19 protein-coding genes are annotated in these 25,986 nt (G+C 60.6%); 12 read left to right on the forward strand and 7 right to left on the reverse strand.

Annotation, left to right across the window (positions count from 1 at the left end; translation table 11 throughout):
* Nucleotide 1: 1 nt before the first annotated feature.
* Together HY2_RS06020 and HY2_RS06025 are read right to left on the reverse strand one after the other, a co-directional pair.
* On the reverse strand, nt 2-2,932 hold the full coding sequence (locus HY2_RS06020; RefSeq protein ID WP_034825705.1) for a hypothetical protein: 2,931 nt from the start codon (nt 2,930-2,932) through the stop codon (nt 2-4).
* Nucleotides 2,933-3,075: 143 nt separating this feature from the next.
* The gene (locus HY2_RS06025) at nt 3,076-3,705 is read right to left on the reverse strand and encodes a nitroreductase family protein (RefSeq protein WP_034825706.1); all 630 of its coding nucleotides are present in this window, start codon (nt 3,703-3,705) and stop codon (nt 3,076-3,078) included.
* A 133-nt stretch (nt 3,706-3,838) separates the two neighbouring features.
* Between HY2_RS06025 and HY2_RS06030 the strand changes: the two genes are divergently transcribed.
* The 7 genes from HY2_RS06030 to HY2_RS06060 all read left to right on the forward strand — a co-directional run bounded on the left by HY2_RS06030 (nt 3,839) and on the right by HY2_RS06060 (nt 13,356).
* Entirely contained in the window at nt 3,839-4,540 is a 702-nt protein-coding gene (locus HY2_RS06030; RefSeq protein WP_034825707.1) for a TetR/AcrR family transcriptional regulator, read from the forward strand.
* A 5-nt stretch (nt 4,541-4,545) separates the two neighbouring features.
* Nucleotides 4,546-5,730 carry an efflux RND transporter periplasmic adaptor subunit gene (locus HY2_RS06035; RefSeq protein WP_233346736.1) on the forward strand — a complete coding sequence of 395 codons (1,185 nt, stop codon included), beginning with the start codon at nt 4,546-4,548 and terminating at the stop codon, nt 5,728-5,730.
* A gap of 14 nt (nt 5,731-5,744) precedes the next feature.
* Nucleotides 5,745-8,864, forward strand: a complete 3,120-nt coding sequence (locus HY2_RS06040) for an efflux RND transporter permease subunit (RefSeq protein WP_034825708.1) — start codon at nt 5,745-5,747, stop codon at nt 8,862-8,864.
* Between the two features lie 75 nt (nt 8,865-8,939).
* Nucleotides 8,940-9,752, forward strand: a complete 813-nt coding sequence (gene cysE, locus HY2_RS06045) for a serine O-acetyltransferase (RefSeq protein ID WP_034825709.1) — start codon at nt 8,940-8,942, stop codon at nt 9,750-9,752.
* Nucleotides 9,753-9,958: 206 nt separating this feature from the next.
* Nucleotides 9,959-11,104 carry an OmpA family protein gene (locus tag HY2_RS06050; RefSeq protein WP_034825710.1) on the forward strand — a complete coding sequence of 382 codons (1,146 nt, stop codon included), beginning with the start codon at nt 9,959-9,961 and terminating at the stop codon, nt 11,102-11,104.
* Between the two features lie 30 nt (nt 11,105-11,134).
* On the forward strand, nt 11,135-12,979 hold the full coding sequence (locus tag HY2_RS16680) for a hypothetical protein (RefSeq protein WP_051594776.1): 1,845 nt from the start codon (nt 11,135-11,137) through the stop codon (nt 12,977-12,979).
* A gap of 167 nt (nt 12,980-13,146) precedes the next feature.
* On the forward strand, nt 13,147-13,356 hold the full coding sequence (locus tag HY2_RS06060) for a DUF3126 family protein (RefSeq protein WP_034825712.1): 210 nt from the start codon (nt 13,147-13,149) through the stop codon (nt 13,354-13,356).
* Between the two features lie 4 nt (nt 13,357-13,360).
* Here the strand turns inward: HY2_RS06060 and HY2_RS06065 are convergent, their stop codons facing one another.
* On the reverse strand, nt 13,361-13,789 hold the full coding sequence (locus HY2_RS06065; protein WP_034825716.1) for a hypothetical protein: 429 nt from the start codon (nt 13,787-13,789) through the stop codon (nt 13,361-13,363).
* Between the two features lie 536 nt (nt 13,790-14,325).
* On the opposite strand from HY2_RS06065, the gene HY2_RS06070 reads away from it, so the two are divergent.
* Both HY2_RS06070 and HY2_RS06075 read left to right on the forward strand, forming a co-directional pair.
* The gene (locus HY2_RS06070) at nt 14,326-16,365 is read left to right on the forward strand and encodes a TonB-dependent receptor domain-containing protein (RefSeq protein WP_064773881.1); all 2,040 of its coding nucleotides are present in this window, start codon (nt 14,326-14,328) and stop codon (nt 16,363-16,365) included.
* Complete coding sequence (locus HY2_RS06075) at nt 16,365-16,616, forward strand: PepSY domain-containing protein (RefSeq protein WP_034825718.1); 252 nt, start codon at nt 16,365-16,367, stop codon at nt 16,614-16,616. The genes HY2_RS06070 and HY2_RS06075 overlap by 1 nt, the downstream gene beginning before the upstream one ends.
* Before the next feature lie 163 nt (nt 16,617-16,779).
* Here the strand turns inward: HY2_RS06075 and xseA are convergent, their stop codons facing one another.
* Complete coding sequence (gene xseA / locus HY2_RS06080) at nt 16,780-18,207, reverse strand: exodeoxyribonuclease VII large subunit (RefSeq protein WP_034825720.1); 1,428 nt, start codon at nt 18,205-18,207, stop codon at nt 16,780-16,782.
* A 132-nt stretch (nt 18,208-18,339) separates the two neighbouring features.
* Here xseA and HY2_RS06085 point away from each other — a divergent pair, with 132 nt between their 5' ends.
* A complete protein-coding gene (locus HY2_RS06085; protein ID WP_034825723.1) occupies nt 18,340-19,341 on the forward strand; it encodes a sensor histidine kinase in 1,002 nt (333 codons plus the stop codon).
* 24 nt (nt 19,342-19,365) lie between these two features.
* Here the strand turns inward: HY2_RS06085 and HY2_RS06090 are convergent, their stop codons facing one another.
* The 3 genes from HY2_RS06090 to HY2_RS06100 all read right to left on the reverse strand — a co-directional run bounded on the left by HY2_RS06090 (nt 19,366) and on the right by HY2_RS06100 (nt 23,754).
* A complete protein-coding gene (locus HY2_RS06090; protein WP_064773882.1) occupies nt 19,366-21,222 on the reverse strand; it encodes a PAS domain S-box protein in 1,857 nt (618 codons plus the stop codon).
* A 247-nt stretch (nt 21,223-21,469) separates the two neighbouring features.
* On the reverse strand, nt 21,470-22,870 hold the full coding sequence (locus HY2_RS06095; RefSeq protein WP_034825725.1) for a pilus assembly protein TadG-related protein: 1,401 nt from the start codon (nt 22,868-22,870) through the stop codon (nt 21,470-21,472).
* Between the two features lie 185 nt (nt 22,871-23,055).
* Nucleotides 23,056-23,754, reverse strand: coding sequence for a hypothetical protein (locus tag HY2_RS06100; protein WP_034825728.1), 699 nt, complete (start codon nt 23,752-23,754; stop codon nt 23,056-23,058).
* 254 nt (nt 23,755-24,008) lie between these two features.
* On the opposite strand from HY2_RS06100, the gene purD reads away from it, so the two are divergent.
* A complete protein-coding gene (gene purD, locus HY2_RS06105; RefSeq protein ID WP_034825730.1) occupies nt 24,009-25,307 on the forward strand; it encodes a phosphoribosylamine--glycine ligase in 1,299 nt (432 codons plus the stop codon).
* Nucleotides 25,304-25,834, forward strand: coding sequence for a DUF1993 domain-containing protein (locus tag HY2_RS06110; RefSeq protein WP_034825732.1), 531 nt, complete (start codon nt 25,304-25,306; stop codon nt 25,832-25,834). The genes purD and HY2_RS06110 overlap by 4 nt, the downstream gene beginning before the upstream one ends.
* The last annotated feature ends 152 nt before the right edge of the window (nt 25,835-25,986 follow it).

A 25,986-nucleotide genomic window follows, 5' to 3' on the forward strand; every position in this document is an offset into this window, starting at 1 on the left:
CCTAGCGGCAGGAGGCTTGAATCTCCGATTTGGGGATGGGCGTCGGGCCGCAATTGCAGTTGTAGCCTTCCGGACAGAGCGGCTTTTTCGGGGGCGGCGGCGTTTCCGGTTCCGGCGGCTGATAGGTCGAGACCGGGGCTTGCGGCACTTCCGCTGACGGAATCTTCTCATAGGTCAGCACGGGTTCGACGACGTCGTAGAAGCCACTATCGCCTTCAGCGGATTCACCGCCATGAGATTCGCCGGCAGCGTCGCGCTGCGCCCTGGCGCTGTCCGTGTTGGCCAGCCACTGGTCCATACAGCCCTGCTGCTGGCCATAGCTCTGCGCATTCGAGAGACAGGCGGAATAATAGGCGCCGGAATTGCGGTAGTAGAAATCGTCTGCGGCGCTGTTGCTGGACTGCGCTGCCTGCCGCTCGGCGCGTGCAGCCCGGCGGAGGGCGCGTTGTTCGGCATTGTACTGGCTGGTCGCCTTGCCGATGGTGGCGCTGTAGCTGTCCAGCGTATCTGCCTCCGCTTCCAGCTTGCCGCGATGGGCTTCAAAGCGTGACAGCATCAGCGCCGCACGCCAGCGCATCGGATCGGTCGGCGGCTTCGCTCTGTACGCGGCAAGGAAGGCGTTCACCTCTGCCAACTGGTTATTGAACGCATCCTGCTGGCAGTCATACCAGGCGATCCGGCGTTTCAGCGCATTCTTCTCGCGGCGGAGTGAATAGTCATCCACCATATTGTCGAAGTCCTCGAAACCCATGCCGGCGGTAGAGACGTAGGGCCGCTCTCCGCATCGGGAGGACCAGAGTGGTGTCTCCGGGGAATCATTTAGCGCAATACGCATCGCCTGTGCCACGTCCGGCGTGATCGCGCCGCCATAGAGCGAGGCCATGGTGGTGCGTTGCAGGGCGTGGGCGGTGAGGGTGTCGCTTTCGAAGGGAATAAAGAGGCTGGACCCGCAGCACAGCCCGTTCGCGCCTGACGTTTCCTTGCCATGGGCGAGGAAAGCGTAGAGGCTGCCTTGCGCGATGTCCTGCCAGTCATCTCCCCAGGGGATCTCGAAAAAGCTGGCGGTCTCGACCTGCCATTTGCCGGCGGCTTCATCCCAGGCGGCGCGGTGCTCCATGCGGGCGGCACCGATCTGGTCGGGAAACGCCCCTTCGCCTGCGGTGTACTCCTCCGGCGTGGTACCTTCCTTGAACACATAGACGCTATAAACCCCGTTCCGGAAGGTTGCATTAACGGGATCGACCGGGGACAGGATGACGAAGCCACGGTCCTGCAGAACCAGACGGAATGCGTTTTGCCCGACCGCTGTGCGCACTTCGGCAAGGCCTTTGATTTCCGGGAACAGAGACGCGCCGACAGGCCCGGAATACGCCGTTTGCAGAGGGGCGTCTGGGTTCAGGGCATTGGCGATGTGTCCCGTGTTCGACCGGTCGAGATAGGTGTCACTCTGCCAGACGCGGAAGGTCTCGGAGAGTTGGGTACCTGAAACAGACCAGCTGCCAGCGCTCACCCTTTCATCCGCCTTGGACTCCATCAGCACGGCCGAGCACAGCAGCTTGTGATGTGCCGGCGCGTCCGGCAGGCGCTCGCAGGCTGCCTTGAGCTGGGGCCGCGCATATTCTCCGCCACAGCGCTTGACGAAATCGGTGAAGGCCAGTGCGCCATTCCCGGCATCAATGGCGAGTCCAAGCGCGGCCGATTCCGGGCCAGCACAGATGTCGTAGGCGGCAAGGGGCACGACCCGCTTGCGGGCTGCGAGTGCCTGTTTCGTAGCCATGCGCGCTGCGACCCGTTCTGGTGTCATCTTCTGTTCGAAGGCGTCGAGCTTCTCGCATGTGTCCATCTTGTTCCGGAACAGGCAGGACTTGCGGTAAAGGCTGCGGACCAGCTGCGCATCGGCATCGATATCGCCTTCGGCTTCAATCCATTCGCCCCACTCATCGCAGGCGACCGGGTTCGCCATTTCCAGGCAGGCGCGCTCATACAGGTCGCGCGAATTATCATAGTAGGTGTACCGCAGCGGCGCGTATTTGGTGAGCCTGGCTGCGCTCTGGCAGCCCTGTGAGCTGCCCAGCGCGCAGGCTTTCATCAGCAATTCACGTTTGTTCACGCCAGCCGGGGCATCGCTGTAGGAGATCTGTTGTTCCAGCGCGAAGCCAAGCTCGAAACAGCTTTTCGGATCGCCCGCATTGCAGGCGTCGAGCTGGTACTGGGTCTTCTCCTGCGTCGTCTTGGCAGAATATTGTTTCCGGGCAATTTTGCGTGCCGGATGATCGTCCGGCAGATCTGTGACCAGCAGATAGCTTTTGCTCAGCCAGAGTAGGCTTGCCCGTTCCTTCGCGGCAGCGAACGCGTCTGCATCGGTGCCATTGAAGAGTTCCGCGCGTTCACAGGCTTTGGTTTGGCCCAGTCGGCAGGCGGTGTCGTAATGGGCCGCTGCAGCGTCGAAGTCCGGTGGCATTGTGACACCTGCGCTAAGCTGATCGGCGGCAGTCAGGCAGAGCTGCGCCGAGCCGCGTTCGCAGCCAAGCACGGCCATCTCATAGCCGGTGTCCGGGCTTGCCTGTTCCGGCCGGAAGTCATCGCCAAGCGTCCAGCGGGCCTTTAGTTCTGCGGCTCCTGCGGCGGCCAAGCATTCCGCCTCACCGCCCTCCCGGCAGCCCTTTTCCAGCAAAACCGCGATTTCCGGCGCGTTGAGGATGTATTTCTGGTTGGCGATGTTGCGGCCCAACTGGGCGGCTTTCGTACAGGCCGCAGCGGCGCCGGCATCGCAGGCCTCGATATAGGTTCGGACCTGTTTCTCGTCCTTTTGGCGAGCGGCTTTCTCCATCAGTGCCTCAGCCTTCGCGGAGACTTCCGGGGTGGCATGGGCTGGCGCGCTGAGACATATCACCAGCGCTCCGAGCGCTGTCACGATGGCCGCAGATTTCATCAATCTCTCCTGGTGTCCCTCTCATGGGAGCCGAAGAGATGGATGGCACCCATTTCACATCCTTCCCGGATGCAAAATGAATGGAAGCCGAACATAGGTTAAAAACCGGGAAATTTCCGATAGTTTTCAGCCGGGAAGGGCGTTTATTCGCCCCAGCGGGTCACGATGTGGCCGATGTCGGCGCGGGCGCGTTCTGGCGGGTTTACCTTTGATGTGCCGAGATAGATGAAGCCGGCGACGCGTTCGCTGCCGGTCAGGCCCAGCACATTGGCGACCTGCGCGTCAAAGGCGGGCCACTCGCTCAGCCATGATCCGGCAAACCCGCTGGCATTGGCGGCCAGTAGCAGATTGTAGCAGACGGCCCCGGCAGAGAGTTCCTGCTCCCAGACAGGCGTGCGGCCATCATCGACAGGAGACGAGATCACCGCCACCATGACCGGCGCACGCAGGGGCAGGCCGGCGGCCTCTATCAGGTCTTTCGATTCCACGTCCTTCTTGGTCTCACCCACAATACGCGCCAGTTGTTTGCCGAATTTTGCCCGTGCTTCACCCTCAAACACAATGAAGCGCCAGGGGGACAGCTTGCGGTGATCCGGCACGCGCGCGGCGATGGTCAGGATTTCGTCCAGCTCTTCAGGGCTCGGCCCCGGTTCACCAATGAATTGCTTGCCGGCCGACCGGCGCAAGGCCAGCAGCTGACGCGCTTCGGCGCTGGGGCGGACAGGCAGCATCGGCGTACCGACCGGCGGCGCGGGGGGGAATGTCTTCGTCATTCTGGCTAGATAGGCGCGTATCCGTCACAGGGGAACCGCCATCCTAAAATAACAGACTTGCCGGAAATGCATGGACAGAGTAGTTTAGTGAACAGTGTTCACTTTTCGAACACTCATTTTCCCAAGGTGGGCCATGCAGACTGACATTCCCGTTGAGAAAACCCCGGCCGGGCGCCGTCGCAAGCGCGTGCGGGATTCCATCATCGCTGCTGCGGAGAAGGTCTTCGCGCGCGAGGGGGAAAGCGGCCTGTCGATCCGCCGCCTGGCAGAGGAAATCGACTATTCGCCGTCTGCTATCTACAAATATTTCGAGTCCAAGGAAGAACTGATCGATCAGTTGAAAGAGGCTTTCTTCGAGCGCCTGATGGATCGCGTGGACACGAGTTCCAATGCTGACCGCCCATTTGAAGACCGGGCACGGGCCTGCCTCATCACTTATGTCGAAACGGCAACCAACCGGCCTTACCATTACGCCGCCGCCTTTTCTTCCATCGAGCAGAAGGATGAGTGCACCCCGGCCGCGCCCAAGAACTGGGACGAGTTCATGACCACAAACAAGGGCAAGGCCTTCAGTGTTCTGGTCAACATGGTAGAAGAGGGTCAGGCGCTGGGCATGTTCGATCGCGCGCTGGAGCCGGTTCACGCGGCCAAATCCCTCTGGGCGTCGCTGCACGGACTGGCGCAGCTGGTCATCCATGTTCCACATTTTGAGCGGCTGATCCCGGATGATGGCTCAGCCACCACAACAGATTTTATAACATTTCACGCCAATCTGCTGATCCGGGGGTTGCAGGCCCAACCGGCGTCAGTGGCGAAAGATATAAAGACGGGGTAGGGGCCATGAGCGAAACAGATAACATGACCGGAGATATCGTGCGGGAGAAGCGGCCAGGTCTGGCAAAGGGACTGATATTCCTTGTGCTGCTGGTTCTGGCTGTTGTGGCGATGCTGTTCGGTGCAACACTGCTGCGCAGTGTGGAAGGGCCGAAAGTGGCGGTCAATGCGCCTGTGCCATTGACGGTGTCGGTACGCCCGGTGGAGTTGACCGAGGCCTTTACCCTGCAGGAGACTTATTCCGGCCTGGCAGAAGCGCGCCGCACCAGCCAACTTGGCTTTTCCACAGGCGGACGGATAGAAGACATTGCTGTTGACGTCGGCGATACGGTGAAAGCCGGGCAGACCCTGGCGCGCCTTGATACGCGCGGCCTGCGGGCACAGCTGGTCTCGGCAGAGGCAGTTGTGGAAGAGGCGCGCGCCGCCCATTCCTTGGCGATGAACACGGTTGGGCGCCAGCGCCGGCTGAGCCTTCAGGGTCATGTCTCACCGCAAGCGGTGGATGAGGCAGAGGCTCAGGCAGGCACCGCGCTCGCCCGCGTCGAAGCCGCCAAGGCACAGGCCGACATTCTTCGTGTGCAGATTGATCTTGCGCGTATTACCGCTCCGTTTGACGGCGTGGTCACCGCCCGCACCTCTGATGAAGGCGCCATTGCCGGGGCGGGGCAGCCCTTGCTGCAACTGGTCGAGACCGGCCATCTGGAAGCGCGCATCGGCCTGCCAGCGGCAACCGCCGCTCGCCTACAGTCCGGGGAAGCCTATGATTTAAGCGCCGATACCGGCACAGTAGAGGCCACTTTGCGCAGCGTAACGGGCGTGATTGACCCTAATCAGCGTACGGTGGCGGCCATGTTCGACATTGCCAATTCCGGCGAGCTGGCATCAGGCGCGGTCGTGCGGCTGTCCATGGCGCGAGACATTGATGAGCCGGGCTTCTGGGTGCCGGTGAAATCCCTTTCCACCGCATCGCGCGGTCTGTGGACGGTGTATGTTGCAGCGCCCGTCAATGGTGGGTTCAAGGTTGAGCCTCGACCGGTCGAGATGGTGCACACAGACGGGGAGCGCGCCTTCGTGCGCGGTCCGGTGACGGAAGGCGAACTGATCATCATAGACGGCCTGCAACGCGTCGTGCCCGGAATGCTGGTTGAGCCGCGTGACAGCCAGCAGGCTGCCACGGTTAATGGCGGCTAGGGAGCGCCCGCGTCATGTCCACGCTTTTTTTCAAGCTGCCCCGGCTCGCTGTTCTGGCCATTCTCGTCGTCCTGATGGGCGGCCTTGGTGCCATGCTGACGCTCGGTCGTCAGGAAGACCCGACCCTGATCGAACGGTATGGCTATGTTCTGACGACCTATCCCGGCGCAGATGCCGAACGGGTCGAGGCGCTGGTGTCCGAACCTTTGGAAGCGGCGCTGATGGAGCTGCCGGAAGTCGATGAGGTCAGTTCGGCCAGCCGGAATGGCTTCTCCCAGATTGCCTTGCAGATCCGCGACGACCTGAGCGAATCCGAGGTCGATGATGCCTGGACACTGATCCGGGCAAAGGTTGAGACCGCGCGCTCCGAATTTCCGGAAGGAACGGGTATTCCGGAAGTGAACCGGCAATATGTCGGTGCAGCCACTCTGGTAATCGGCCTGACCTGGGAAGGTGAAGCCGAGCCGCCCCTGACCGTGATCCGCCGGATGGCGCTGGATCTTGAAGACCGCTTTCAGCGCCTTCCGGGCACGGAGCTGACCGATACGTTCGGCATGCCGGATGAGGAAGTGCGCGTCGTCATAGACCCGCAGGTCCTGTCTGCTGCGGGCCTGTCCTTCCGTCAGGCGGCCGGGCTGATTGCCTCTGCCGACAGCAAGACGCCGGCCGGCCGTCTCAGAAGTTCCGGCGGTACTATTGGCCTGCAGGTCGGTGGGGAATTCGACAGCATCGCCCGCATCCGCGAAGTGCCGCTGCTGCAACGCCAGGATGGCTCTGCCGTTCGGGTGGGCGATGTCGCGCGGGTCGAGAAAGGTTTTGCCGATCCGCTGCCGCGCAAGGCCTTGGAAAACAACAAGCGTACCGTGCTGATCGGCGTCTATATTTCGCCCAATCAGCGCGTCGACAAATGGGCTGAAAATGCCCGTGCCATCGTGCATGATTACGCCGCCAACACGCCGCCCGGCCTGAAGATTGAAACCGTGTTCGACCAGAGTGTCTACACGACGGACCGACTGAACGGGCTTGCGAAGAATTTGATGTTCTCGGCGCTGATCGTGTTCGTCGTGCTGTTCATCACCATGGGGTGGCGCTCGGCCATCGTGGTTGGCACGGCCATTCCGCTGACGGTCAGCCTCGTCCTGATCCTGTTCAATGTGTTCGGCCATCCGCTGCACCAGATGTCGGTGACGGGCCTCGTCATTTCGCTCGGTCTACTGATCGATAATGCCATTGTCGTGGTGGATGATTTTGATCAGCTGCGTGGCAAGGGCTTTTCGCGGATGGAGGCGATCCGTAAATCACTTCGTCACTTGGCTGCGCCGCTCGCCGCCTCGACGCTGACCACGGCACTCGCCTTTGCGCCGATTGCCATGCTGCCCGGCGGGGCGGGTGAGTTTGTCGGCATGATCGGCCTGTCGGTCGTGTTCTCGATAACCGCCTCCTTCATCGTCTCGATCACCGTCATTCCCGCCATGGCGGGCTGGTTTGACCGCCAGCGCTCCTGGGAAACCGGCAATGCCAAGCGTCCGCGGCGTTGGTGGCGAGATGGCGTGCACAGCGATTTCCTGTCTGATGGCTATCGTACGACGGTTGAGGCCGTGTTGCGCTTTCCGCCGTTGGGCATCGTGCTCAGCATTTTCCCGGCGCTGCTCGGCTTTTACCTGGTCGGTCAATTGCCGACACAATTCTTTCCGCAGACGGAACGCGACCAGTTTCAGGTCTCGATGCAACTCGCGCCAGAAGCCGACATTTCCGACACCGAAAGTGTCGTGCGCCGCGCGACGGAAATGATCCAGTCCGTTGAGGGCGTCAAATCCGTCACTTGGGTGCTGGGCGAACCGTCCCCACGTGTCTATTACAATGCCATCAACAATACCGAAGGCGTTGAGGGCTTTGCTTCTGGCTGGGTACAGCTGGATGGCAATCAGCGCACGCGCCAGACCGTGGGTGAGGTACAGCGCATACTGCGTGAGGAATTCCCCAGCGCGCGGTTTCTGGCTTTGCCGTTTGAGCAGGGGCCGCCCGCCGATGCACCAATTGAGTTCCGTATCATGGGTGATGATTTCGACACGCTGAACATGATCGGCGATCATACCCGCGCGATCCTGAGCCAGACGCCCGGCGTCACCTACTCCGTCGCCTCGCTGCAACTCGGCGCACCGACCATTCGTTTGCAAGCAGATGAAGCGGCCACCGCCCTTGTAGGCGAGCGTCTGACAGACATTGCCGCAGACCTCAGCGCCGAACTGGAAGGCGTGCGGGCAGGCTCCGTGCTTGAAGGCACTGAGGAGCTTCCCGTGAAGGTCATCGCGCCGATGTCCCGGCGTACCGGCATGTCAGACCTGCGCTCGGCCGCGGTCGGGCAGGGCACGGGCACGCCGATTGCTGCGCTGGGCGAAGTAACGCTGACGCCGGAAACGGCCGTCATTACACGCCGCAACGGACAGCGCATGAACCAGATCCTTGCTTTTCTTGATCCGTACACGCTGCCCGCGCCAGTTCTGGAGGACTATCAAAAACGCCTTGAGGCCAGCGATTTCCATGTGCCCGCAGGCTATGAGATTGTGATCGGTGGAGAAGCGGAGAACTCCAGCGATGCCATTGGCAATCTTGCTGCGGTCGGCATCCCCCTCGTCATGGTGATGGCGGGCGCCATCATGCTGGTGTTCAACTCCTTCCGCATGATGCTGTTGGTGCTCACCACGGGCTTCCTGTCCCTCGGTCTCGCCTTTTTCGGTGTGTGGCTGTTCAATCTGCCCTTCGGCTTCAATGCGATCATTGGCGGCTTTGGCCTGTTCGGCATCGCGATCAACGGCTCCATCGTCGTCTTGTCTCTCTTGAGGGCCAGTCCCGAGGCGATGGCGGATGATGTCATCGCCCAGCGGGAAATCGTCGTCGATGCGACGCGCCACATCGTGGCCACCACGCTGACCACAATGGGCGGTTTCGTGCCGATTCTTCTGTCTGGCGACGCGTTCTGGATGCCGCTGGCGGCGGGGATTTCCGGTGGTGTGGCCGGGTCAGCCCTGTTGGCGCTGTATTTCACGCCAGCGGTCTTCCGCATCACGACACTGAAGCCGGTACGGCGCACCTTCACCTATCTGTTTAATCGCAAGGAAATGTCGGCGAGCTAATCAAGGATCAGGTCTTGCCACTTGGGAAGTGATCCCCCATCTCGCTTGGATCAGGGAAAGAAAGGGACCCCCGACATGCCAGAGAACCCGGATATCGGCGCCCCCGCGCCTGCCTGGAGCCGTCTGCGTTTCGAGGCCCGTGCCGCTGCAGCAGATGAACCGACCCTGTCGAGCTATCTGAACTCTGCGATTCTGGCGCATTCCACGCTGTGCCAGGCGCTGTCTTTCCATCTGGCGGAAAAGCTGGGCAGCCCGGTGATGAGCACCCAGCAGATCCGGCATGTCCTGTCCGAAGCCTATAATGCAGACCGCACACTGGTAGAGGCCGCCGAGGCCGACATGCAGGCGGTGCTTGAACGAGACCCGGCCTGCCGCGGCATGTTGCAGCCTTTCCTGTTCTTCAAGGGCTTCCTGGCGCTGCAGACCTATCGCGTCGCGCATCAGCTCTGGGGTGAGGGTCGCGAGACACTGGCCTTCTACTTCCAGAGCCGCGCTTCGGAACTGTTCGGCGTAGACGCCCACCCCGCCGCCCGCATCGGCAAGTCTGTCATGCTGGACCATGCCTCTGGCATCACGATCGGCGAGACGGCGGTGGTGGGCGATGGCTGCTCTCTGCTGCACGGCGTCACGCTGGGCGGCACCGGCAAGGAAGTCGGCGACCGTCACCCGAAAATCGGCAAGGGCGTGCTGCTCTCTGTAGGCGCAAAAGTGCTGGGCAACATCACGATTGGCGATGAGGCGAAGGTGGCCGCAGGCAGCGTGGTGCTGAAAGACGTGCCTGCGCATTGCACTGTGGCAGGCGTTCCAGCGAAGATTGTCAGCGGGCCATCCTGCTGCCATCCGGCTGAAACAATGGATCAGACGATTCCCGACGAAGCGTCTAAATAATTGCGATATTCCCCTGTTGCGTGCCGACGAGATCAGTAATTCACGCAACAGACGAATTATCCACAAGCATTCACTGTTTTATTGCTTTGCTGGACGTTTCATTTCGGGATCGCAATATTGTTGCCTGTTTAGCTTTCAGTTACCATTCTGACTTGCGTCTCAGTAGGGACGAAGCGTGATTCCACGTTCCAGAAGGGGGCTGTCGGGTGAGCTATGAGGAGGAAAACGAAGGCCGTCTGCGCCGCACGCGTAAAGTGCGCCGCATGCAGGCAGAGCGTTTGCCCTTCATGCCTTATGCCGCCGGTCCCATTATTGCCTTGGGACTGCTTGTTCTTTTTGCAGTCTGGCCATTTGCCTCCGGCGTGATTGAGCGGTCGGCAGAGCGCGCGGCTATTGAGGCGCTTGCTGGAGCAGGTGCTGGCTGGGCCCGCCCGCGCGTTTCCGGGCAATGGATCACTCTGGAAGGCACGCCGCCCTCTGAAGAGGCCGCCGAGTCTGCCCTGCAGGCGGTTCGACAGGCCAAGGCCCGCACTTTGCTGGGGCCGGCCCGCCCTGTCACCCGTGTGAGGGACCGGTTTACGCGTAATGAGGCGGTCGAGACGCCAAAAGACATGCCCAATGGCTGGTCTTTCCGCCTGGCCGACGGTGTGCTGACGCTGGACGGTGACATGCCGGACAATGATGTGCGCGACGAGGTGCTGAAAGCCGCCCGCGCCGAGATCGCCCCGCCGCGCCTGATCAGCATCCGTGATAGCCTGACCATTACGAATGAGCCGCTGCCGGAGGGCTACACCTCTGTTGCCCTGCGCGGCATTGATACCGTTACGCGCTGTGATCGCGGTGTGGCGAGCTTTAGCTCCAACCGCTTCTCCATTAGCTGTGAGCTGCCAGGTGCAGATGCCGCGGGCGTACGCGAGATTGCACTGGCCCCCATCGCCCTGGGAGAGATCGGCGCGGTGGACATCATGGCGCGTGAAGCCGTGGCGAGTTGCGAATCCTCTCTTTCGGAATTGCTGTCTGGCGCTCAGATCAAGTTCAATTCCTCCAGCGCGGCGATTGATGCCTCCAGCTCTGACTTGCTGGATGAGGTGACGGAGGCAGTGCGCGCCTGCCCCGGTAATCTACGAATTGAGGGGCATACGGACAGTACCGGTCTCGACGAGACCAATCGCCGACTTAGCCAGGCGCGGGCAGAAGCCGTGCGCAATGCCCTCATCGCGCGCGGTGTTCCGGCAACACGCCTTGTCGCGGCGGGCTATGGCGCCACTCGTCCCATCGGATCCAATCAGACGGCTGATGGCCGCGCCCAGAACCGACGCATAGAAATACGGGTGATCCGTGTTTCAGAATGATTTCCTCCTGAGACTCTGAAAGTAACGACCATGTGGTATCTCATTATCCAGATCCTCGTACTCATGATCTTCGCGGCCGTTGCGGGCGCAGCGCTGGCCTATTGGTGGATGAGAAACCGCTATGAAGATGTCACGGAAAGCTATGAGGACATGCTGGAGCGGTCCACGCATGATGCGCTGCCGCCCCCTGCGACGCGAGCGGATTTGCAGGCCTTTGTTTCGGGTCTGGAAGCGCGGCTCGAGTCTCGTCTGGAGGCGCTGCCAGCCCTGGTCACGCGGGAGGAGCTGGACACTGGCCTTCGCGGTATTGGTGCCCAGATTGCTTCGATCCCGCAGCCTGAAAAGCCGGAACAGCCGGATCTTACCCCCATCACCACGCATCTCGAAACCGTCTCGCATCGTCTGGAAGGTATCACCGGAAATGTGGAAGGCATGCGTGCCCATCTCACGGCAGAGGGTGAGGAAAGCGCCTTCACTCCGCTGATGGACCGCCTGTCACAGATTGAGGCCGCTGTTGGCGAACTGAAGAATACAGAATTGAACTCAGTCGAAGGCCATCTCGAAAGTCTGGACGCCCGCATCTCCCGCATTGAGGATGGCGTGAACCTGCTGATGAGTGTGGAGCTGCCCAAGCCGCCGGAGATTCCGGAAGTGGACCTCGGCCCAGTGCACAGCGCGCTGGCCAGCATCCAGCTTGCCATTGAAAGCATCGACGTGCCGATCACGGATTTGGACCCCATCCGGCAGGATTTCGGCCAGATGGAATCTCGCCTGGCGGAGTTTGCCGAAGGTCTCGATGCGCAGCGCAAGGCAGACAATGAAAGCATGACCATCCGTCTACAGACATTGTCCTCCTCTCTAGCCTCTCTCCGCGTGCCAGATGTGGATGGCCTGCGCGAACGTCTCTCCAAACTGGAGAACGTCATCACCGCTCTGTCGGAACAGAAGTCGGACCTCGGCCCGATCACTGAAACATTGCGCGAAATCGACAAGCAGATGCGCAACCCCTCTGATGACATGCGCAAAATGTCTACGCGCCTCGCGGACCTGGAAGGCGGCACGGCGGCGGTTCACGCAAAGCTGGTGCTGCTGGAGAATACCGTGTCCGGAATGCGGCCAGAGCCGGTGGACCTGTCTCCCGTACAAATCCGCATCGCGCATCTGGAAACGGCAATTTCCTCCTTGCGGGGCGAGCTGCAATCCCTGCCGGATGTCACGCCGCTAGAGCGCCGCATAGCAGGCCTTCAGGAATCTGTCCTCTCCCTGCGAGAGCCGGACCTGTCGGGCCTGACAAATTCCCTGCGCAAGATGGAAGCGCGGATGAATCTCGGCGCGGTGGAAGACCGGCTGAATGCCATCGAATATGCGCTGTCATCGCTGACGCATTTCGTGCGTACACGGCCAGACCCGGTCGACTACTCTTTCCGCACGCCCGCCGCGATGCCGGTCTATGACGAACAGTCCGGGCCCACCTTCACATTGCCAGAGAAGAAGACCCCGGCCTCACCGCCGTCTCCGCCACCGCCACCCCCTCCGGCGAAGCCGCCTGCGCCTGAAGTCACCACAGGCGATCCGGTCGAGGCCGCCATGCGCCCGGATGACAAGGCAAACCTTCTGGTCGAAGCCGCCTTCGGGGAGGGTGACGATCTGGAGCTGATCAATGGCGTCGGCCCGATGCTGTGCGAGCTGCTGAACGATATCGGCGTCTACTATTTCTGGCAGGTCGCCGAATGGGGCGAAGACGAAATTGAATGGGTCGATGGCAAGCTGGAGCACTTCAAGGGCCGCATTGAGCGCGATGACTGGGTCGGCCAGGCCAGGCTGCTGGCCCAGCGCCCGGACGTCGCCAAACGCCCGCGTCCCCACGCAGAGTGACGGAGTGAGGGGCGACGACAAGGGGCAGGGCTGGTTTTGCTGCTGCGCGTGACAGCTGAGACGACCGCCCTATATCAGGCACATGGCCTGATTGCAGGCAGACCGGTTGCAACGGCACCGAAAATCTCTAGGTTGCGCCGCGAACACCGAACAAAAGGAGCCGCGTAATGGAGCGCGAAGAAACGTTGCGTCTTGAGGCGTACCTGAAAGAAAAACTGCATCCGGGCCTGCGCCTGGTACCCCGCGACAAGACAGACGATTCCGTTGAGTGCTATCTCGGCGCTGAATTTCTGGCCGTTGTCTACAAGGATGTTGATGAGGGCGAGACCTCTTACCAGTTCCAGATGACGGTTCTGCAAGAAGACATCAAAGGCTAAGGCCCTACCAGGGCAGAGCTTGCAGGTTCGGCGCGGTCCATTCGCGGCGGGCTTCGGGGCTGAACAGGTTTTCCCGGCTCCAATAGGAGAGAATCCAGTCCGGTTGCCCGCAGGGCCCGGCGAGCAGATCCGACAGGATCACGTGGAGCGGCGTGCCTTTGGGCGCGCCGCTTAGCGCATGGGCGACCGCACGGAGGGAGGCGAGGGTGATCGTTTCGTGATAGCCTTCGGTGTCAGTGTTACGGCCCCCGACGGATTCATTATAAGCGCGGATAATGGCCGGCATGTCGCGGAAGGCCGCGGCCTCATCCTCCGCGACGAGAGAGAGGGCGGCGGCCCAGTGGGCGGCATGGGTCCATTTCTCCTTCGGCAGGGTGCGGGCGCGGAAGGCCGCCGTCAGCGCGGCGATGTCGGCGTCAGTTTCAAAGCTCATTGTTTCAGTTCCTTGTTTTATGGCGGGACCAAAACGAAAGCCCCGCCGGGGTGGCGGGGCTTGTCGGGTCGATTGCTTGTCAGACGTGCGCGTCAGTCAGGCAGTCGCCAGGCACAAGCACGCGCCGGCAGAATGTGCCGGGTTTGTTGCTGCAGGGGGATCGCGTGTCTGTGCATGAGGCTGAGGTAGCGATTCCGTGTCGGGCTGGCAAGCTCGTATTTGTGCGTAGAGGGAGGCCCTGCCTCGATTCCTTCCGTTCACCCTGGCCTGCGCCGAGGCGGCGGAGCGGACGAGCTTGCCCTGGCCGGCGTTTGGTCTGCAACAGCATTTGGGCTGAAAACGCCCTCTCCTGTAGTGAATGCAGCGGAGGGCGTTTCGCCGTTGTGTTCTGCCAAAGAGCAGGCCTGCCCTGACGGAAGATCTCCGGCTCGGACAAAACACCTCACTTATTGAGACTGATTATCACTTGCAGTTACTTTTGCGGCCTGTTAGGCGCGGGCCGCGAATGAGTGACTAAAAGTTGAGGAGCAGACTGAATGTTGAGGGGTACAATCTTGTGCGGGGCGGCTGTCATGGCGCTGGCCATGGGTGCAGCGGCACAGGGCGCGGATGATGCGGAGCTGATCGAGGATGTGGTCGTCGTGGTCGGGGAAACGACGAACGTCTTGATTGATGCAGACCAGATCGAGAAGACGCAAGCCAATGATCTGGCAGACATTTTCCGCCAGACGCCCTCTGTCTCTGTCGGCGGTTCTATCGGCATTGCGCAGAAGGTTTATGTGCGCGGCCTGGAAGATACGCTGCTGAATGTCACGGTGGATGGCGCGCCGCAGACGGGCACCCTGTTCCACCATATCGGCCGGGTACAGATCGAACCGGAACTCCTGAAAAGGGTTGAGCTGCAGGCTGGCGCGGGCGAGGCGACGGCAGGCTTTGGCGCAGTCGGCGGGGCGATCCGCTTCCGCACCAAGAGTGCCAGTGACCTGCTGGAAGATGGCCAGCGGTTTGGCGGCATGGTTCGCGGCAGCTGGTTCAGCAATGACGGCTACAAGGCCAGCTTGACCGGCTATGGCAAGCTGACCGAGAACTGGGATCTCCTCGGCTCGCTCGTCTATGTTGACCGCGATAACATGAAGGATGGCGATGGCGACACGCTCTACGCCACTGCGGCCGAACAGATGCTGGGCTTTATCAAACTGTCCGGCGAGCTTGCGCCGGATCACTATGTCTCCGTAAGTTATGAGCGGCGTGAAGAAGAGGGGGATTTCAGTGCACGTCCAAACTGGCCGGCCCTGGAAAACGATACGCTGTTCCCCTCGGAAGCCGTGCGCGAAACGATTGTCGGGAATTACCGTAACGAGCTGAGCGACATGCTGAACATGGATGCGACGGCCTATTACACGACCTCCGAATTCCAGCAGAACCGCTTCGACCGCTGGGGCATGTATGGTGGCGATCTGGAAACCTATGGCTTTGACCTGCGCAATACCAGCAAGTTCGGTGCACACCGTCTCGTCTACGGTATTGAGCATCGCAACGACACCGTCTCCAGTGAGTATCAGGCCGAAGATTCCGTCTGGCAGGATTGGGCGTGGGACCCGAATATTGGCGCGTTCAGGGAAGAGGGAAAGCTCTGGGCCGGCTATATTCAGGGGCATTTTCAGCTGACGGACAAATTCCTGCTCAGCGCCGGTGGCCGGTATGATTCCTATGAACTGGACCTCGTCACCTATGATGAGAAAACCTCCAGCGACGGCTTCAGCGGAAACATTGGCGTGCTGTATGACCTGACGCCAGACCTTGCGCTCTCCGCGGGCTATGCGCAGGCCTTCCGCGGCAAGGAAGTCGGCGATTCCTTCACGCTGGAAAAGCAGCCGGGCCGCCTGCGCCTGCAGCCGGGTCTCGACCCCGAACGCGTCGACAATACTGAGGCCGGTCTCGTCTATGACAATGGCCAGCTGCGCGCTGGGGCATCTGTGTTCTCGATGAAGATTGATGATGTGATCATGGACCAGCTGGGCGGCCTCGGCGCGCCGCAGGATTCCACCTATTATGAAAATGTCGGCGAGTTTGAAACGGAAGGTGTCGAACTGCGCCTCGGCTATAGCTGGCAAAGCCTGTCGGCTGACCTCTTCTACACCGCTTATGATTCAGAGCTGAACGGTCATGATGTCGAAGGCTATGAGGAAATCGGCCTGGCAAACACATCCGGCGACCAGTGGAACTTCAATATCGCCTGGATGCCTACCGACACGCTTAATCTGGGCCTGAATGTGCGCCATGTGGAAGATCTGAACGATATTGTCGTGCTGTACCGGGCGGTGGAGCTGGGCTGGATCGACTCCCTGCAAACCGTCGACAAGCCGGGCTATACGGTTACAGATATCTATGCCGAATGGCGTCCGGAGGCCATGCCGGGTCTGCGCCTGAATGTCGGTGTACAGAATCTGTTTGACGAGCTTTACCGCGACCATGCCAGCGTGGCCGACTATAATGCCATCCCCGGCTGGGAAGTCATTGCTGGCGTCTATGAGGCGGGACGCGATGTTCGCATCTCGATCGGCTACGACTTCTGATGAGGTTGTCGCTGATCTCCAGCATCCGGCGGCCGGGCTTTCGGGTCCGGCCGCTGTTGGGTTTCTGGCACCGCTGGTTTGGCCTGTTTGCGGCCTTGTGGCTGGCGTTGATGGCGATCACGGGCTCAGCGGTCGTCTATTATGAAGAGCTGGGCAGCTGGCTGAATCCGGATCTGAGGCAAGTGGAGGTCATTAACCCGGCCTTGCCGCCAGAGACCTGGCTTGGCGCGGCCAAGGCGGAATATCCGTAAAGGCATTCGGCGGTGTCGGGCGGGCGGTTATATTTGTATCCGGAGTAGCGCTCTTCATGCTCTGCGTGACAGACATCCTGATCTGGTGGCGCAAATTCAAGGCGCGCGCGAAGCGCCGGAAGACAGTGCGGACCCAGTCAGTCTGATATTTGGAAAGGGCGGCTTAGAACAGGCTGCCCTGATCGCCCTTGGGTGCGGGTTTTGGCTTGGGTTTCTCCGCTTTCGGGGCGGGCGTTGGCGCGGAGGGCGAGGGTGGCGGCGCGCTGCCATCCGGCCGGGCCATGACATCGCCATCCCCAAAGCTGACCTTGAAGGCGGAGGACTTTGCCGCCACGCCAGCCGAGCGGATGAGGTTTCCATCTGTATCCCGAACAATTGCATAGCCGCGCTTCAGGGTGGACTGATAGGACAATGTCTCCAGCAGCTTTCCCTGGTTGGCAAGCGCCGTCTTGCGGCTGTCGATCAGGCGCATCAGGGCCGGGCGGGCGCGCACCGCCGTGTCACGCAGGCGCTGTTTCGAAGACCGGATTTCGCCGCGCAGGCTGGCCGGACTCAGCGATTGTCGAGACAGGCGCAGGCGGGCCTTTTGGACAAGTGCCAGTGCCGCTTTCGGCAAATTCCCGCTGGCATAGTCCAGCCGCTGGCGTTTGGTCTGCAACAGCATTTCCGGGCGCGGCAGACGGGCAGCGGCCAGCTTGTCCCTTGCCTGTCCCGTGCGGCGGGCCAGGGCGCGCTTCAGGCGCTCACCATGCTCTCCGGTCAGCAGCAACAGTTCGGATCGCACCGGCACAGCAATTTCGGCAGCGCCGGTCGGCGTGGGCGCGCGGGCGTCGGAGACATAATCGATCAGTGTCGTGTCCGTCTCGTGGCCAACGGCGGAGATCAGCGGAATCTCGCTCTCAAAGGCCGCGCGGACAACGTTCTCTTCATTGAAGGGCCAGAGGTCTTCAATCGAGCCACCGCCGCGGGCGACGATCAGGACGTCAGGCCGGTCAGCGCCGGTCAAGGCGTTGAAGCCCTGGATGCCCGCCGTGATCTGCCCGGCGGCCTGATCCCCCTGCACAAGCGCGGGCCAGACGATGACGCGGACGGGGAAGCGGTCGCGGATTCGGTGCAGAATATCGCGAATCACCGCACCGGTGGGGCTGGTCACCACGCCGATCGTCTTCGGCAGGAAGGGCAGCTTTTTCTTGTGCTCGGGCGCGAAGAGGCCCTCGGCGGCGAATTTCTTCTTGCGCTCTTCCAAGAGGGCCATCAGCGCGCCAGCGCCCGCCGGGCGCATGGAGGAGGCCAGCATCTGATAGTTTGAGCGACCTTCATAAATGGAGAGACGCCCGGTGGCGATCACCTCCAGCCCCTCTTCCGGCCGGAAGGGCAGACGGTCGACCTGGCCTTTCCACATCACCGTGTTGAGCACGGCCTTTTCGTCTTTCAGGTCACAATACATGTGGCCGGATCGGGCAATGGTGACGCGGCCCAGCTCTCCGCGCACGACGACATGGTCAAAATTGGTCTCAACCGTCCGCTTCAGGCTGGCGGCGAGATCGGAAACCGACAGGGCGGCGTCATTTGAGGTTGGCGGTGTTGGCATCTGCCTGTTTTGGACGCGGTTGGCAGCTGGGGCAAGAGGCCGAATGCGTCTCTACCTTTCGATGCATGGTCATAGTCGCTTAACTCCTTGCGGGCAGAATATAGGCGCATGGATTCGGAGGGGGACTGAAGGATGGCAGACACGCTTCCTCTAACAGCGGGAACAGGCGGTTTTGACCTGGTCCAGGCAGCCGACCAATGGATCCAGCCCCTTATGGTTCTGGACCGGGAATTCCGCTTCGTTTACGCCAATCGCGCCTATTTGCGGATCATGGGGAAAGCGTGGAAAGACCTGAATGCCCGGTACTTTTTCGACGTTTTCTATCACGAGCCCAAAAAGCGGGCGGAGGTGGAGGAGGCCTTCCGGAGTACATTTGATGGCGAACTGACCTATCTGGCCGAACATCCTTATGAGCTGGAACATCCGGATGGCTCAATCCATGTCCGCACCTGGCAATGGGTGCAAAAGCCCTTCCGGGGGGCTGAAGGGATTGTGACCCACATTGTCCAGCGCTGCGAAGACGTGACCGACCGTGTTGAGCTGAAGCGCCAGAACGAGATCATGTCGAATGAACTGGCCCACAGGATCAAGAACATGTTCTCCGTCATCATGGCTACGGCCCGAATCTCTGGTTCGGTCGCGAGTGACCTGGACGGGTTCATTGACGAGTTCAATGACCGCCTCGTCTCCATGAGTCGGGTCTATTCAAAGCTGACGACCAATGACTGGTATGGTCTGCCGCTGAGGCATCTGCTGGAAGAGGAGATCCGGGCCGTGACACGGCGCGATGATTCCCGCTATTGCCTAAGCGGTCCGGACATTACGCTGAGCCTGAAATCCACCAAGGATGGTGCACTGATCATTCATGAACTGGCGTCGAATGCGAGCAAGTATGGCTGTTTCAGCCAGCCGGACGGGCGGCTGGATGTTACCTGGTATATTGAGGACGAACATCTGGTGGTCGTATGGGAAGAAAGCGACCTGACAGGCGTACGTCCGCCATCCCGCAAGGGCTTTGGCAGCATCCTGTTCCACATGCTGCCCAATCTGAAGGTCACGCGGGACTTCCGCGACACCGGACTGGTGCTAACAGTGCGCAGCCCGATTTCCATTTCGATCTTTGACGACGCCTGAATTCACTGCGCCCGTGGTATCAGATCAGTTCCGGTGGGCGGCGGCATGTTCCGTAAGCAGATTGGTCATGTGAGCAATCAGTCGTTGGGTCAGAATCGGTTTCGTCAGGAACGGGCTGCTTTCATAGGCTTTGCCCGCCGCGTCACGTGAGCTGCCCGAGACTGTGACGAAGGGAATACCCGCATTCATGAGGCGCTCAGCGATCGGGTCTGCTGTCTCGCCCGCAAGGTCTACATCAACGACCGCGCCGTGGCATTGCACATTGTCCAGCAATTGCAGCGCCTCATAGACTGAGCCGACCGGGCCGATCACTTCATAGCCGCAATCTTCAAGCGCCGCGGCGACATCTATTGCGATGATGGCTTCATCTTCCACAACCAGAATGCGCGTACGCTGCTCGGTAGCCTGCGAAGCAGATGTTGTCACCTGGGCAGGTGTCACAATTTCATCTGTATCGTGATATTTTTCCGTGTGCTGGAAATCGTCCTCAAAGATGCGGTCATCAATGCTGCGCAGATGCCATCTCACACCCTCTGGCAGGAATTCCAGATTTACAGGCTGGCCAAAGGCTATGCGGGCCATTTTCTCGATTACGGTGGAGCCGAAGCCGCGCCGTTCAGGCACCGTGACACGCGGGCCGCCCTGTTCACTCCAGGTAATGTCGAACTTGCCGGTTCCGTTCTTCAGGACTTTCCATTCAATCGTAACCGTGCCGGTGTCATTGGACAGGGCACCATACTTTCCGGCATTTGTGGCTAGTTCGTGCAGGGCCATGCCCAGGGATTGGGCGGCGGCCGATGTGAGGCGCACATGCGGGCCTTTCAGGAAAATCCGGGTTCCGATCAAATCCTTGAAGTGGGCCAGCTGTGAATCGACGATCTCATCCACCCGCGCCCCGCGCCAGCCGGAATGGACAAGAAGGTCCTGACTAGAGGCAAGAGACTGCATTCGCTCTGAAAAGCGAGGCATGAAGTCTTCGTGCGTGCTGGCCGTCTGGCGGGCGATGGCCTGGACCAGCGTGATCATGTTCTTGGAGCGGTGATTGACCTCGTTCATCAGGAACTGGATCTGCTCCTCATGACGTTTCTGCTCTGTAATGTCGGTATTCGTGCCAAACCACAGGGCCAGGTTGCGATTCCTGTCATGCACGGGCATGGCGCGCGAGAGGAACCACCGGAACTTGCCGTCAGCGCCCCGCAAGGGGAAGGTTTCCTCCCATGGGTCGCCTGTGTCCCAGGAATGCTGAAGGCTTTTCGTGACCCGGTCGATATGATCCGGATGGTGCAGTTTTTGCCAGCCCCATCCTTTCACCTCATCCAGAGTTGTTCCAGTATAGTCATACCAGCGCTTGTTATACCAGAAGATCAGGCCTTCCTTGTCAGCCATCCAGGCCAGTTGGGGAAGGTTGTCTGCAAGAGCTTCGAACCGTTCCTGGCTTTCCTGCAATTGCTGCTGGCTTTCATATTCTTTGGTGATGTCCCGCACAATCTTGGAGGCGCCGACGATTTTGCCCTCATCATCATGGATAGGGGAAATCGTGACCATGATGCGTAGCTTGCGATCATCCTTGTGGAGGCGGATGGTTTCGTGATCGCGGACAGTCTTGCCAACCCGGATGCTGGACAGGATGTCATCTGCTTCCTGTTGCCGGTCCGCCGGAATCAGCACGCGGATGGAGCGGCCGATCATCTCTTCAGGCTTGTAGCCGAACACACGCTCTGCGGCTGGATTCCAGCTCGCAATGGTGCCGTCCAGCGCCGTCGAGATGATGGCGTCTGAGGAAGACTGAATAATTGCACCGAGCCAGGAACCTTCCGAGGCCGATACTATCGGGGGGCTAGCTGCCGGACTGGGAGCAGTTGGGCGTTTAGTGCGCGCCATAAGGGGGGGCTCCCGCAATCAATATTAAGGCGTTCTGGGACGCCGCATAATGCGAGAATAATACCAGCTATTCTGTTAGCTTGTCCATAACCCTGATCAAGCCGCACTGCGTGCCGAAGAATACGGCTAAAGGAGAAAGTCTGTTGTTTAATATAGCTATTTCACCCAACCGCGCCCCGAGGGACAGGGACGGCAAGGTCGATAGGCAGGTGTTAAAGGGAGGGGGCTTCGCCCCTCCCCCCGCGGATCAGTAACGAATACGCAAGTCCGAAATGGACTGGGCGATATTCGTGTAGGCATCTTTCAGCTCGTCAGCGTTTTCCGGCTCAAACGCAAAATCGGGCCCGCTGGCGCAATAATTCAGGATGGCCTTGCCTCCGCTCGGCGCCTGGAATGCAACAGTATAAATCTTGATGCCTCGAGCCTTGATGGCATCGCACAGCTTTTTGGACTGGCCGAACGAGTTGCCATTGCTGGTGTTGTACTGGGCGTTGAATTCCCCGTCTGTCATCAGGATCATGGCCTTGGCGGTATCGGGTTCGGCATAATCCCATGGCTTGGAGGTGGCGGGCCAGATGGACTTCCATTCCGGCGCGATCAGATACCAGCCCCAGGCGATGCCGAGATGGCCGGCGGTGCCGCCGCTGGCAGGCAGGTTCTGGATATAGGTATTCAACAGTGTCTTGTTGGAGGTCAGCGCGACGGGCGGCGGCGAGTTGCACGCACGGTCAGGGGTCCAACGATCACGGGACTCATTATAGGTTGCGCCAGTGGCTTCGATCCAGGCGAACGGTCCAGGGGCTGCATCGGTAAGGGCTTCACTGCCGAGGCGTTCCTTGACGCAGGTATTGTTGATCGTCGTGGTCGTGGTGCGCTCTTCCAATCTAAAGTCTGTGACCCATATGTTCCTGCACCCCCACCAGTTACAAACACTCTCATAGTGCCCGCCATCCGGAACGTTTTCGTAATAGGTGTCCTCATAGGTGCGGATCCGGTTTTTGCCCGTGACCGGCGTGAAGTATGGACCGGCATCCATGCCATAGGAGTATGAGACCATGCCGATGCGAACATCACCGGTATCGATCAGCGTGGAATCATCAGGCAGCAGCACCTGAACGGCCAGTTCGGCAGCATCCTTGAGGGCTTCGTTCCGGCTACCGGCCATAGAGCCGGATGTGTCGAAGACAAAGGCAACGTCCACCTTGCCGATACCGTAAACCGAAGCAGAGGAGACGGCATAGTTGATGTGGTCCACGCCAGCCAGCTGCATGATCGCTGTGTCCTGGCTACAGAGAACCCTGACGGAAATGTCCTGGGTGGCGTTGGATATTGTCGAGACAGGATCCTGACATCCCCCCATGCCTGTGGCGAGGAGGGAGGAATTGATATAGTTTTTGATGTAGTTCTTGATCTCGGTGTCGTTCTTGCCGTCCTGCATCTCGCGGGCCCCGGCGATCACCGCGCTGTCGATGATATGCTGGACACGGTTCTTGCTGGTGTTGACCTGTTGCAGGTCAATGGCGAAGCCCATCAGCAGGAAGATCGGGATGACCGACATTGCGAAAATGATGGCGACATTGCCGTCTTCACGCGTGCGCGCCTGGTGCCAGGCGGTTGCGAAGAGTTTGGAAAGTTTACCCAGATACATGTTTCCCACCCCAGAGAAGGCCGGATGCGGCCTATTACGGTTCGCGCGCACACTCGCATATCTGGATAACTCCACGGTGAAAGCGGGGGGCAGGTTTTCAAATCGGGCAGTAAGAAAGCCTTAACCAGCACAAAGGGCGTGAGGGCAGGGCACTCACGCGGAGACAGGCTGGTTTGGGGGCGGATTCAGGATGTGTTCGGCCAGCGCAGTTCAGCGGTTTCGTCATGGAGGGCAAGGGCCGCATCCTGTTGCAAATACTTCAGATGGCGGGCGTAGAATACGGCCGGGTCAAGCCGCTGGACCGGTCGGGATGGACCGCTCAGAAGACGGCGCATTTTTGTAAGGTAAAACGCGGCATTATCCAGCGCGTGGTTAATTGCGAGCAGTCGGCGGACCAGCGGTCCGGACGCAATGAGGTCATCCGGCGTGGACGGATAGTCGCGCAGATCTACGGCCGTGTCCTCATCCAGGAACCGGATGCGGGGGCCTGTGCGGAAGGCTGATGGCGGAGGTGTGCTGGCGCGCTTAAGGCCGTCTTGCGGCTCGGTCAGGCGGAAGTGCGGGATGGGAAAGGCCGGGCGAGAGGGGGCTGACGCGGGGCCGGTAGGGTCTGTTTGGAAGTGGGCCGTGCCGGGGCCGGACCTGCGGGCGGGCGCTGGCAGAGTGCCAAGCTCAAGCGCCTGCAGGAAGAAGACCCGGCGCAGGACAGGCTCAATAAAGGCGAGCAGATTGCGGATTTCGCCATGCGTTTTGCGGGGCAGGAAGGGCTTTACCGGAGCGGGATAGAGGCCCAGCCGCGCTTGTGCGGACCCGGCCAGATAGCCGATCGCATCCCACCAGAAGCGGACAAGGCTGACAATATGGCGGGCGGGGCGATAGGTCATGTCCGGAAGAATGCAGGGCGCGGCTCTGCGCAGGATTGGGCCGGGCGGAAATGGAGGGCGAAGCTGGGCGGTGCATTGATCAGATAGGAAAAATATTACCCGGCACCGTTCGGATAGCGGGGAAAATGCGGCAATTATTCCCGGAGTGGCGAGGGGGCTCGCGGCGCCCCAGGGCTTATCAAAGGCCACTGAGAGCATCAAAGGCGCGCATACAGGCTTGATCTCCGGCGCGGACCCGCGCATCAACCGGCCTCATGAACATACTTCTCATCGGATCGGGCGGGCGTGAACACGCCTTGGCATGGAAAATGGCGCAGTCGGCGCTGGTGGACATGGTGCATTCCACACCGGGCAATCCCGGCATGGATGATGTTGGCCCCTGTTTTGATGTGGCCGTGACGGACATCGACAAGCTTGTGCAGCTGACCCTGCAGGTGGAGCCGGACCTGGTGGTCATCGGGCCGGAAGCGCCGCTGGCGGCGGGCCTGGCCGATGTGCTGCGGGCGCGCGGCTTCGATGTGTTCGGGCCCAGTGCTCAGGCCGCGCAGCTTGAAAGCTCCAAGGCCTTCTCCAAGGCGCGGATGAAGGAATATGGCGTGCCGACGGCGGCCTATGGCGAGTTCACCGATCCGGTGCTGGCCAAGTCTTACCTGCGCACGCTGGATGCGCCCTATGTGCTGAAGGCCGATGGCCTGGCCGCCGGCAAGGGCGTCGTGATCGCCCCGACGCTGGAAGAGGCAGACGCCGAGATTGACGAGATGCTGTCCGGCAAGTTCGGCGATGCCTCCGCGACGCTGGTGATCGAGGAATTCATGCATGGCGAGGAAGCCAGCATTTTCGTGATTACGGACGGCACGGGCGCGGTCTATCTGCCTGCCGCGCAGGACCACAAGCGCGCCGGCGATGGCGACACCGGCCCGAATACGGGCGGCATGGGCGCCTATGCCCCGGCCCCGGTGGTGACCGACGAGATCCTCGCCCGCGTGAAAAAAGAGATCGTGCAGCCGATGCTGAAAGGCATGAAGCGCGACGGCATGCCGTATCAAGGCGTGCTGTATGTTGGCATCATGGTGACGGCGGACGGCCCGAAAGTGGTGGAGTTCAATGCCCGCTTCGGAGACCCGGAATGCCAGGTTCTGATGAAGGGCCTCTCAGGCGACATCGTGCCGGCAATCCTGGGTGCGGCGACGGGGGGGCTGGAAGGTAATGAAGAAGCGTTCGAGGCGCTGTTGGAGCTGGACCGGTTCGAGCCGACGGCGACGATTGTTCTGGCCACGGAAGGCTATCCGGGCAGCTATGCCAAGGGCTCGGTCATTCGCGGCGTAAAGACGGCAAACGATCTGCCGGGCGTCACCGTATTTCATGCGGGCACGGACATGGATGAGGGCGGCGTGCTGGTCGCCAATGGCGGACGCGTGCTGAACGTGACGGCCAGCGGCGAGACGTTAAAAGAGGCCGTGGAGCGCGCCTATGCCGGCGTGAACGCCATCGACTGGCCGGAAGGCTTCTGCCGCCGCGACATTGGCTGGCGGGCATTGGGAGAGACGACATGAACCTTCATGATCTGGTCGTGACGGCCCCGAAACAGATGCTGCTGGCGCTTGCCGGGCAGCTGAAGAAGGCTGCGGCCTGGGGCGAGACAAATGATGTGTCTACGGACGAGTTGCTGCAAAAACGCCTGGCACCGGACATGTTTCCCCTGCTGATGCAGGTGAAGTTCATCTCCCTGCAGGCACGCGAGACCGTGTGGCGTCTGCGCGGCGATGAGGTGGAGATGTGGGAGTCCGGCGACACGATGGACGAGATGGTCGCCCTGATCGCGCGTACCGTGTCGATGCTGGACGATGTAAAGCCGGAAGAGTTTGACGGCGCGGAAGAGCGGGTCATCTCTGTCACCCTGCCCAATGCGATGATGTTTGAGCTGAAAGGTGCAGACTTTGTGCGCGACTGGGCCATTCCGCAATTTCATTTCCACGCGGTCACGGCTTACGCCATTCTGCGCAATGCCGGGGTGGATCTGGGCAAGGCGGATTATGTGCCGCACATGCTGCCCCATCTGCGCCCGGTGACCACAGCCTAGTTTCACCTCATCCCCCCTTGGGGGCATGCGGCGGGACGCGGCCGGGCGTAGTGTCTGGTCATGTTCCGAAGAGGCGCTACAGTGCATGGCACCTGAGCATGGCGTGGAGAGAGGTCTTTGATTCGATATCTGATGCTGGCCATGCTGGTGGC

It is taken from the genome of Hyphomonas pacifica, assembly GCF_000682675.1.
Lineage (GTDB): Bacteria > Pseudomonadota > Alphaproteobacteria > Caulobacterales > Hyphomonadaceae > Hyphomonas > Hyphomonas pacifica.

Bases quoted from the DNA above. Each gene is read 5' to 3' on its own strand.
- HY2_RS06025 (WP_034825706.1), bottom strand. From the start codon at position 3,705: ATGACGAAGACATTCCCCCCCGCGCCGCCGGTCGGTACGCCGATGCTG.
- xseA (WP_034825720.1), bottom strand. From the start codon at position 18,207: ATGCCAACACCGCCAACCTCAAATGACGCCGCCCTGTCGGTTTCCGAT.
- purD (WP_034825730.1), top strand. From the start codon at position 24,009: ATGAACATACTTCTCATCGGATCGGGCGGGCGTGAACACGCCTTGGCA.
- HY2_RS06110 (WP_034825732.1), top strand. From the start codon at position 25,304: ATGAACCTTCATGATCTGGTCGTGACGGCCCCGAAACAGATGCTGCTG.
- HY2_RS16680 (WP_051594776.1), top strand. From the start codon at position 11,135: ATGTGGTATCTCATTATCCAGATCCTCGTACTCATGATCTTCGCGGCC.
- HY2_RS06065 (WP_034825716.1), bottom strand. From the start codon at position 13,789: ATGAGCTTTGAAACTGACGCCGACATCGCCGCGCTGACGGCGGCCTTC.
- HY2_RS06035 (WP_233346736.1), top strand. From the start codon at position 4,546: ATGAGCGAAACAGATAACATGACCGGAGATATCGTGCGGGAGAAGCGG.
- HY2_RS06090 (WP_064773882.1), bottom strand. From the start codon at position 21,222: ATGGCGCGCACTAAACGCCCAACTGCTCCCAGTCCGGCAGCTAGCCCC.
- HY2_RS06040 (WP_034825708.1), top strand. From the start codon at position 5,745: ATGTCCACGCTTTTTTTCAAGCTGCCCCGGCTCGCTGTTCTGGCCATT.
- HY2_RS06030 (WP_034825707.1), top strand. From the start codon at position 3,839: ATGCAGACTGACATTCCCGTTGAGAAAACCCCGGCCGGGCGCCGTCGC.
- HY2_RS06095 (WP_034825725.1), bottom strand. From the start codon at position 22,870: ATGTATCTGGGTAAACTTTCCAAACTCTTCGCAACCGCCTGGCACCAG.
- HY2_RS06070 (WP_064773881.1), top strand. From the start codon at position 14,326: ATGTTGAGGGGTACAATCTTGTGCGGGGCGGCTGTCATGGCGCTGGCC.
- HY2_RS06060 (WP_034825712.1), top strand. From the start codon at position 13,147: ATGGAGCGCGAAGAAACGTTGCGTCTTGAGGCGTACCTGAAAGAAAAA.
- cysE (WP_034825709.1), top strand. From the start codon at position 8,940: ATGCCAGAGAACCCGGATATCGGCGCCCCCGCGCCTGCCTGGAGCCGT.
- HY2_RS06020 (WP_034825705.1), bottom strand. From the start codon at position 2,932: ATGAAATCTGCGGCCATCGTGACAGCGCTCGGAGCGCTGGTGATATGT.
- HY2_RS06075 (WP_034825718.1), top strand. From the start codon at position 16,365: ATGAGGTTGTCGCTGATCTCCAGCATCCGGCGGCCGGGCTTTCGGGTC.
- HY2_RS06100 (WP_034825728.1), bottom strand. From the start codon at position 23,754: ATGACCTATCGCCCCGCCCGCCATATTGTCAGCCTTGTCCGCTTCTGG.
- HY2_RS06085 (WP_034825723.1), top strand. From the start codon at position 18,340: ATGGCAGACACGCTTCCTCTAACAGCGGGAACAGGCGGTTTTGACCTG.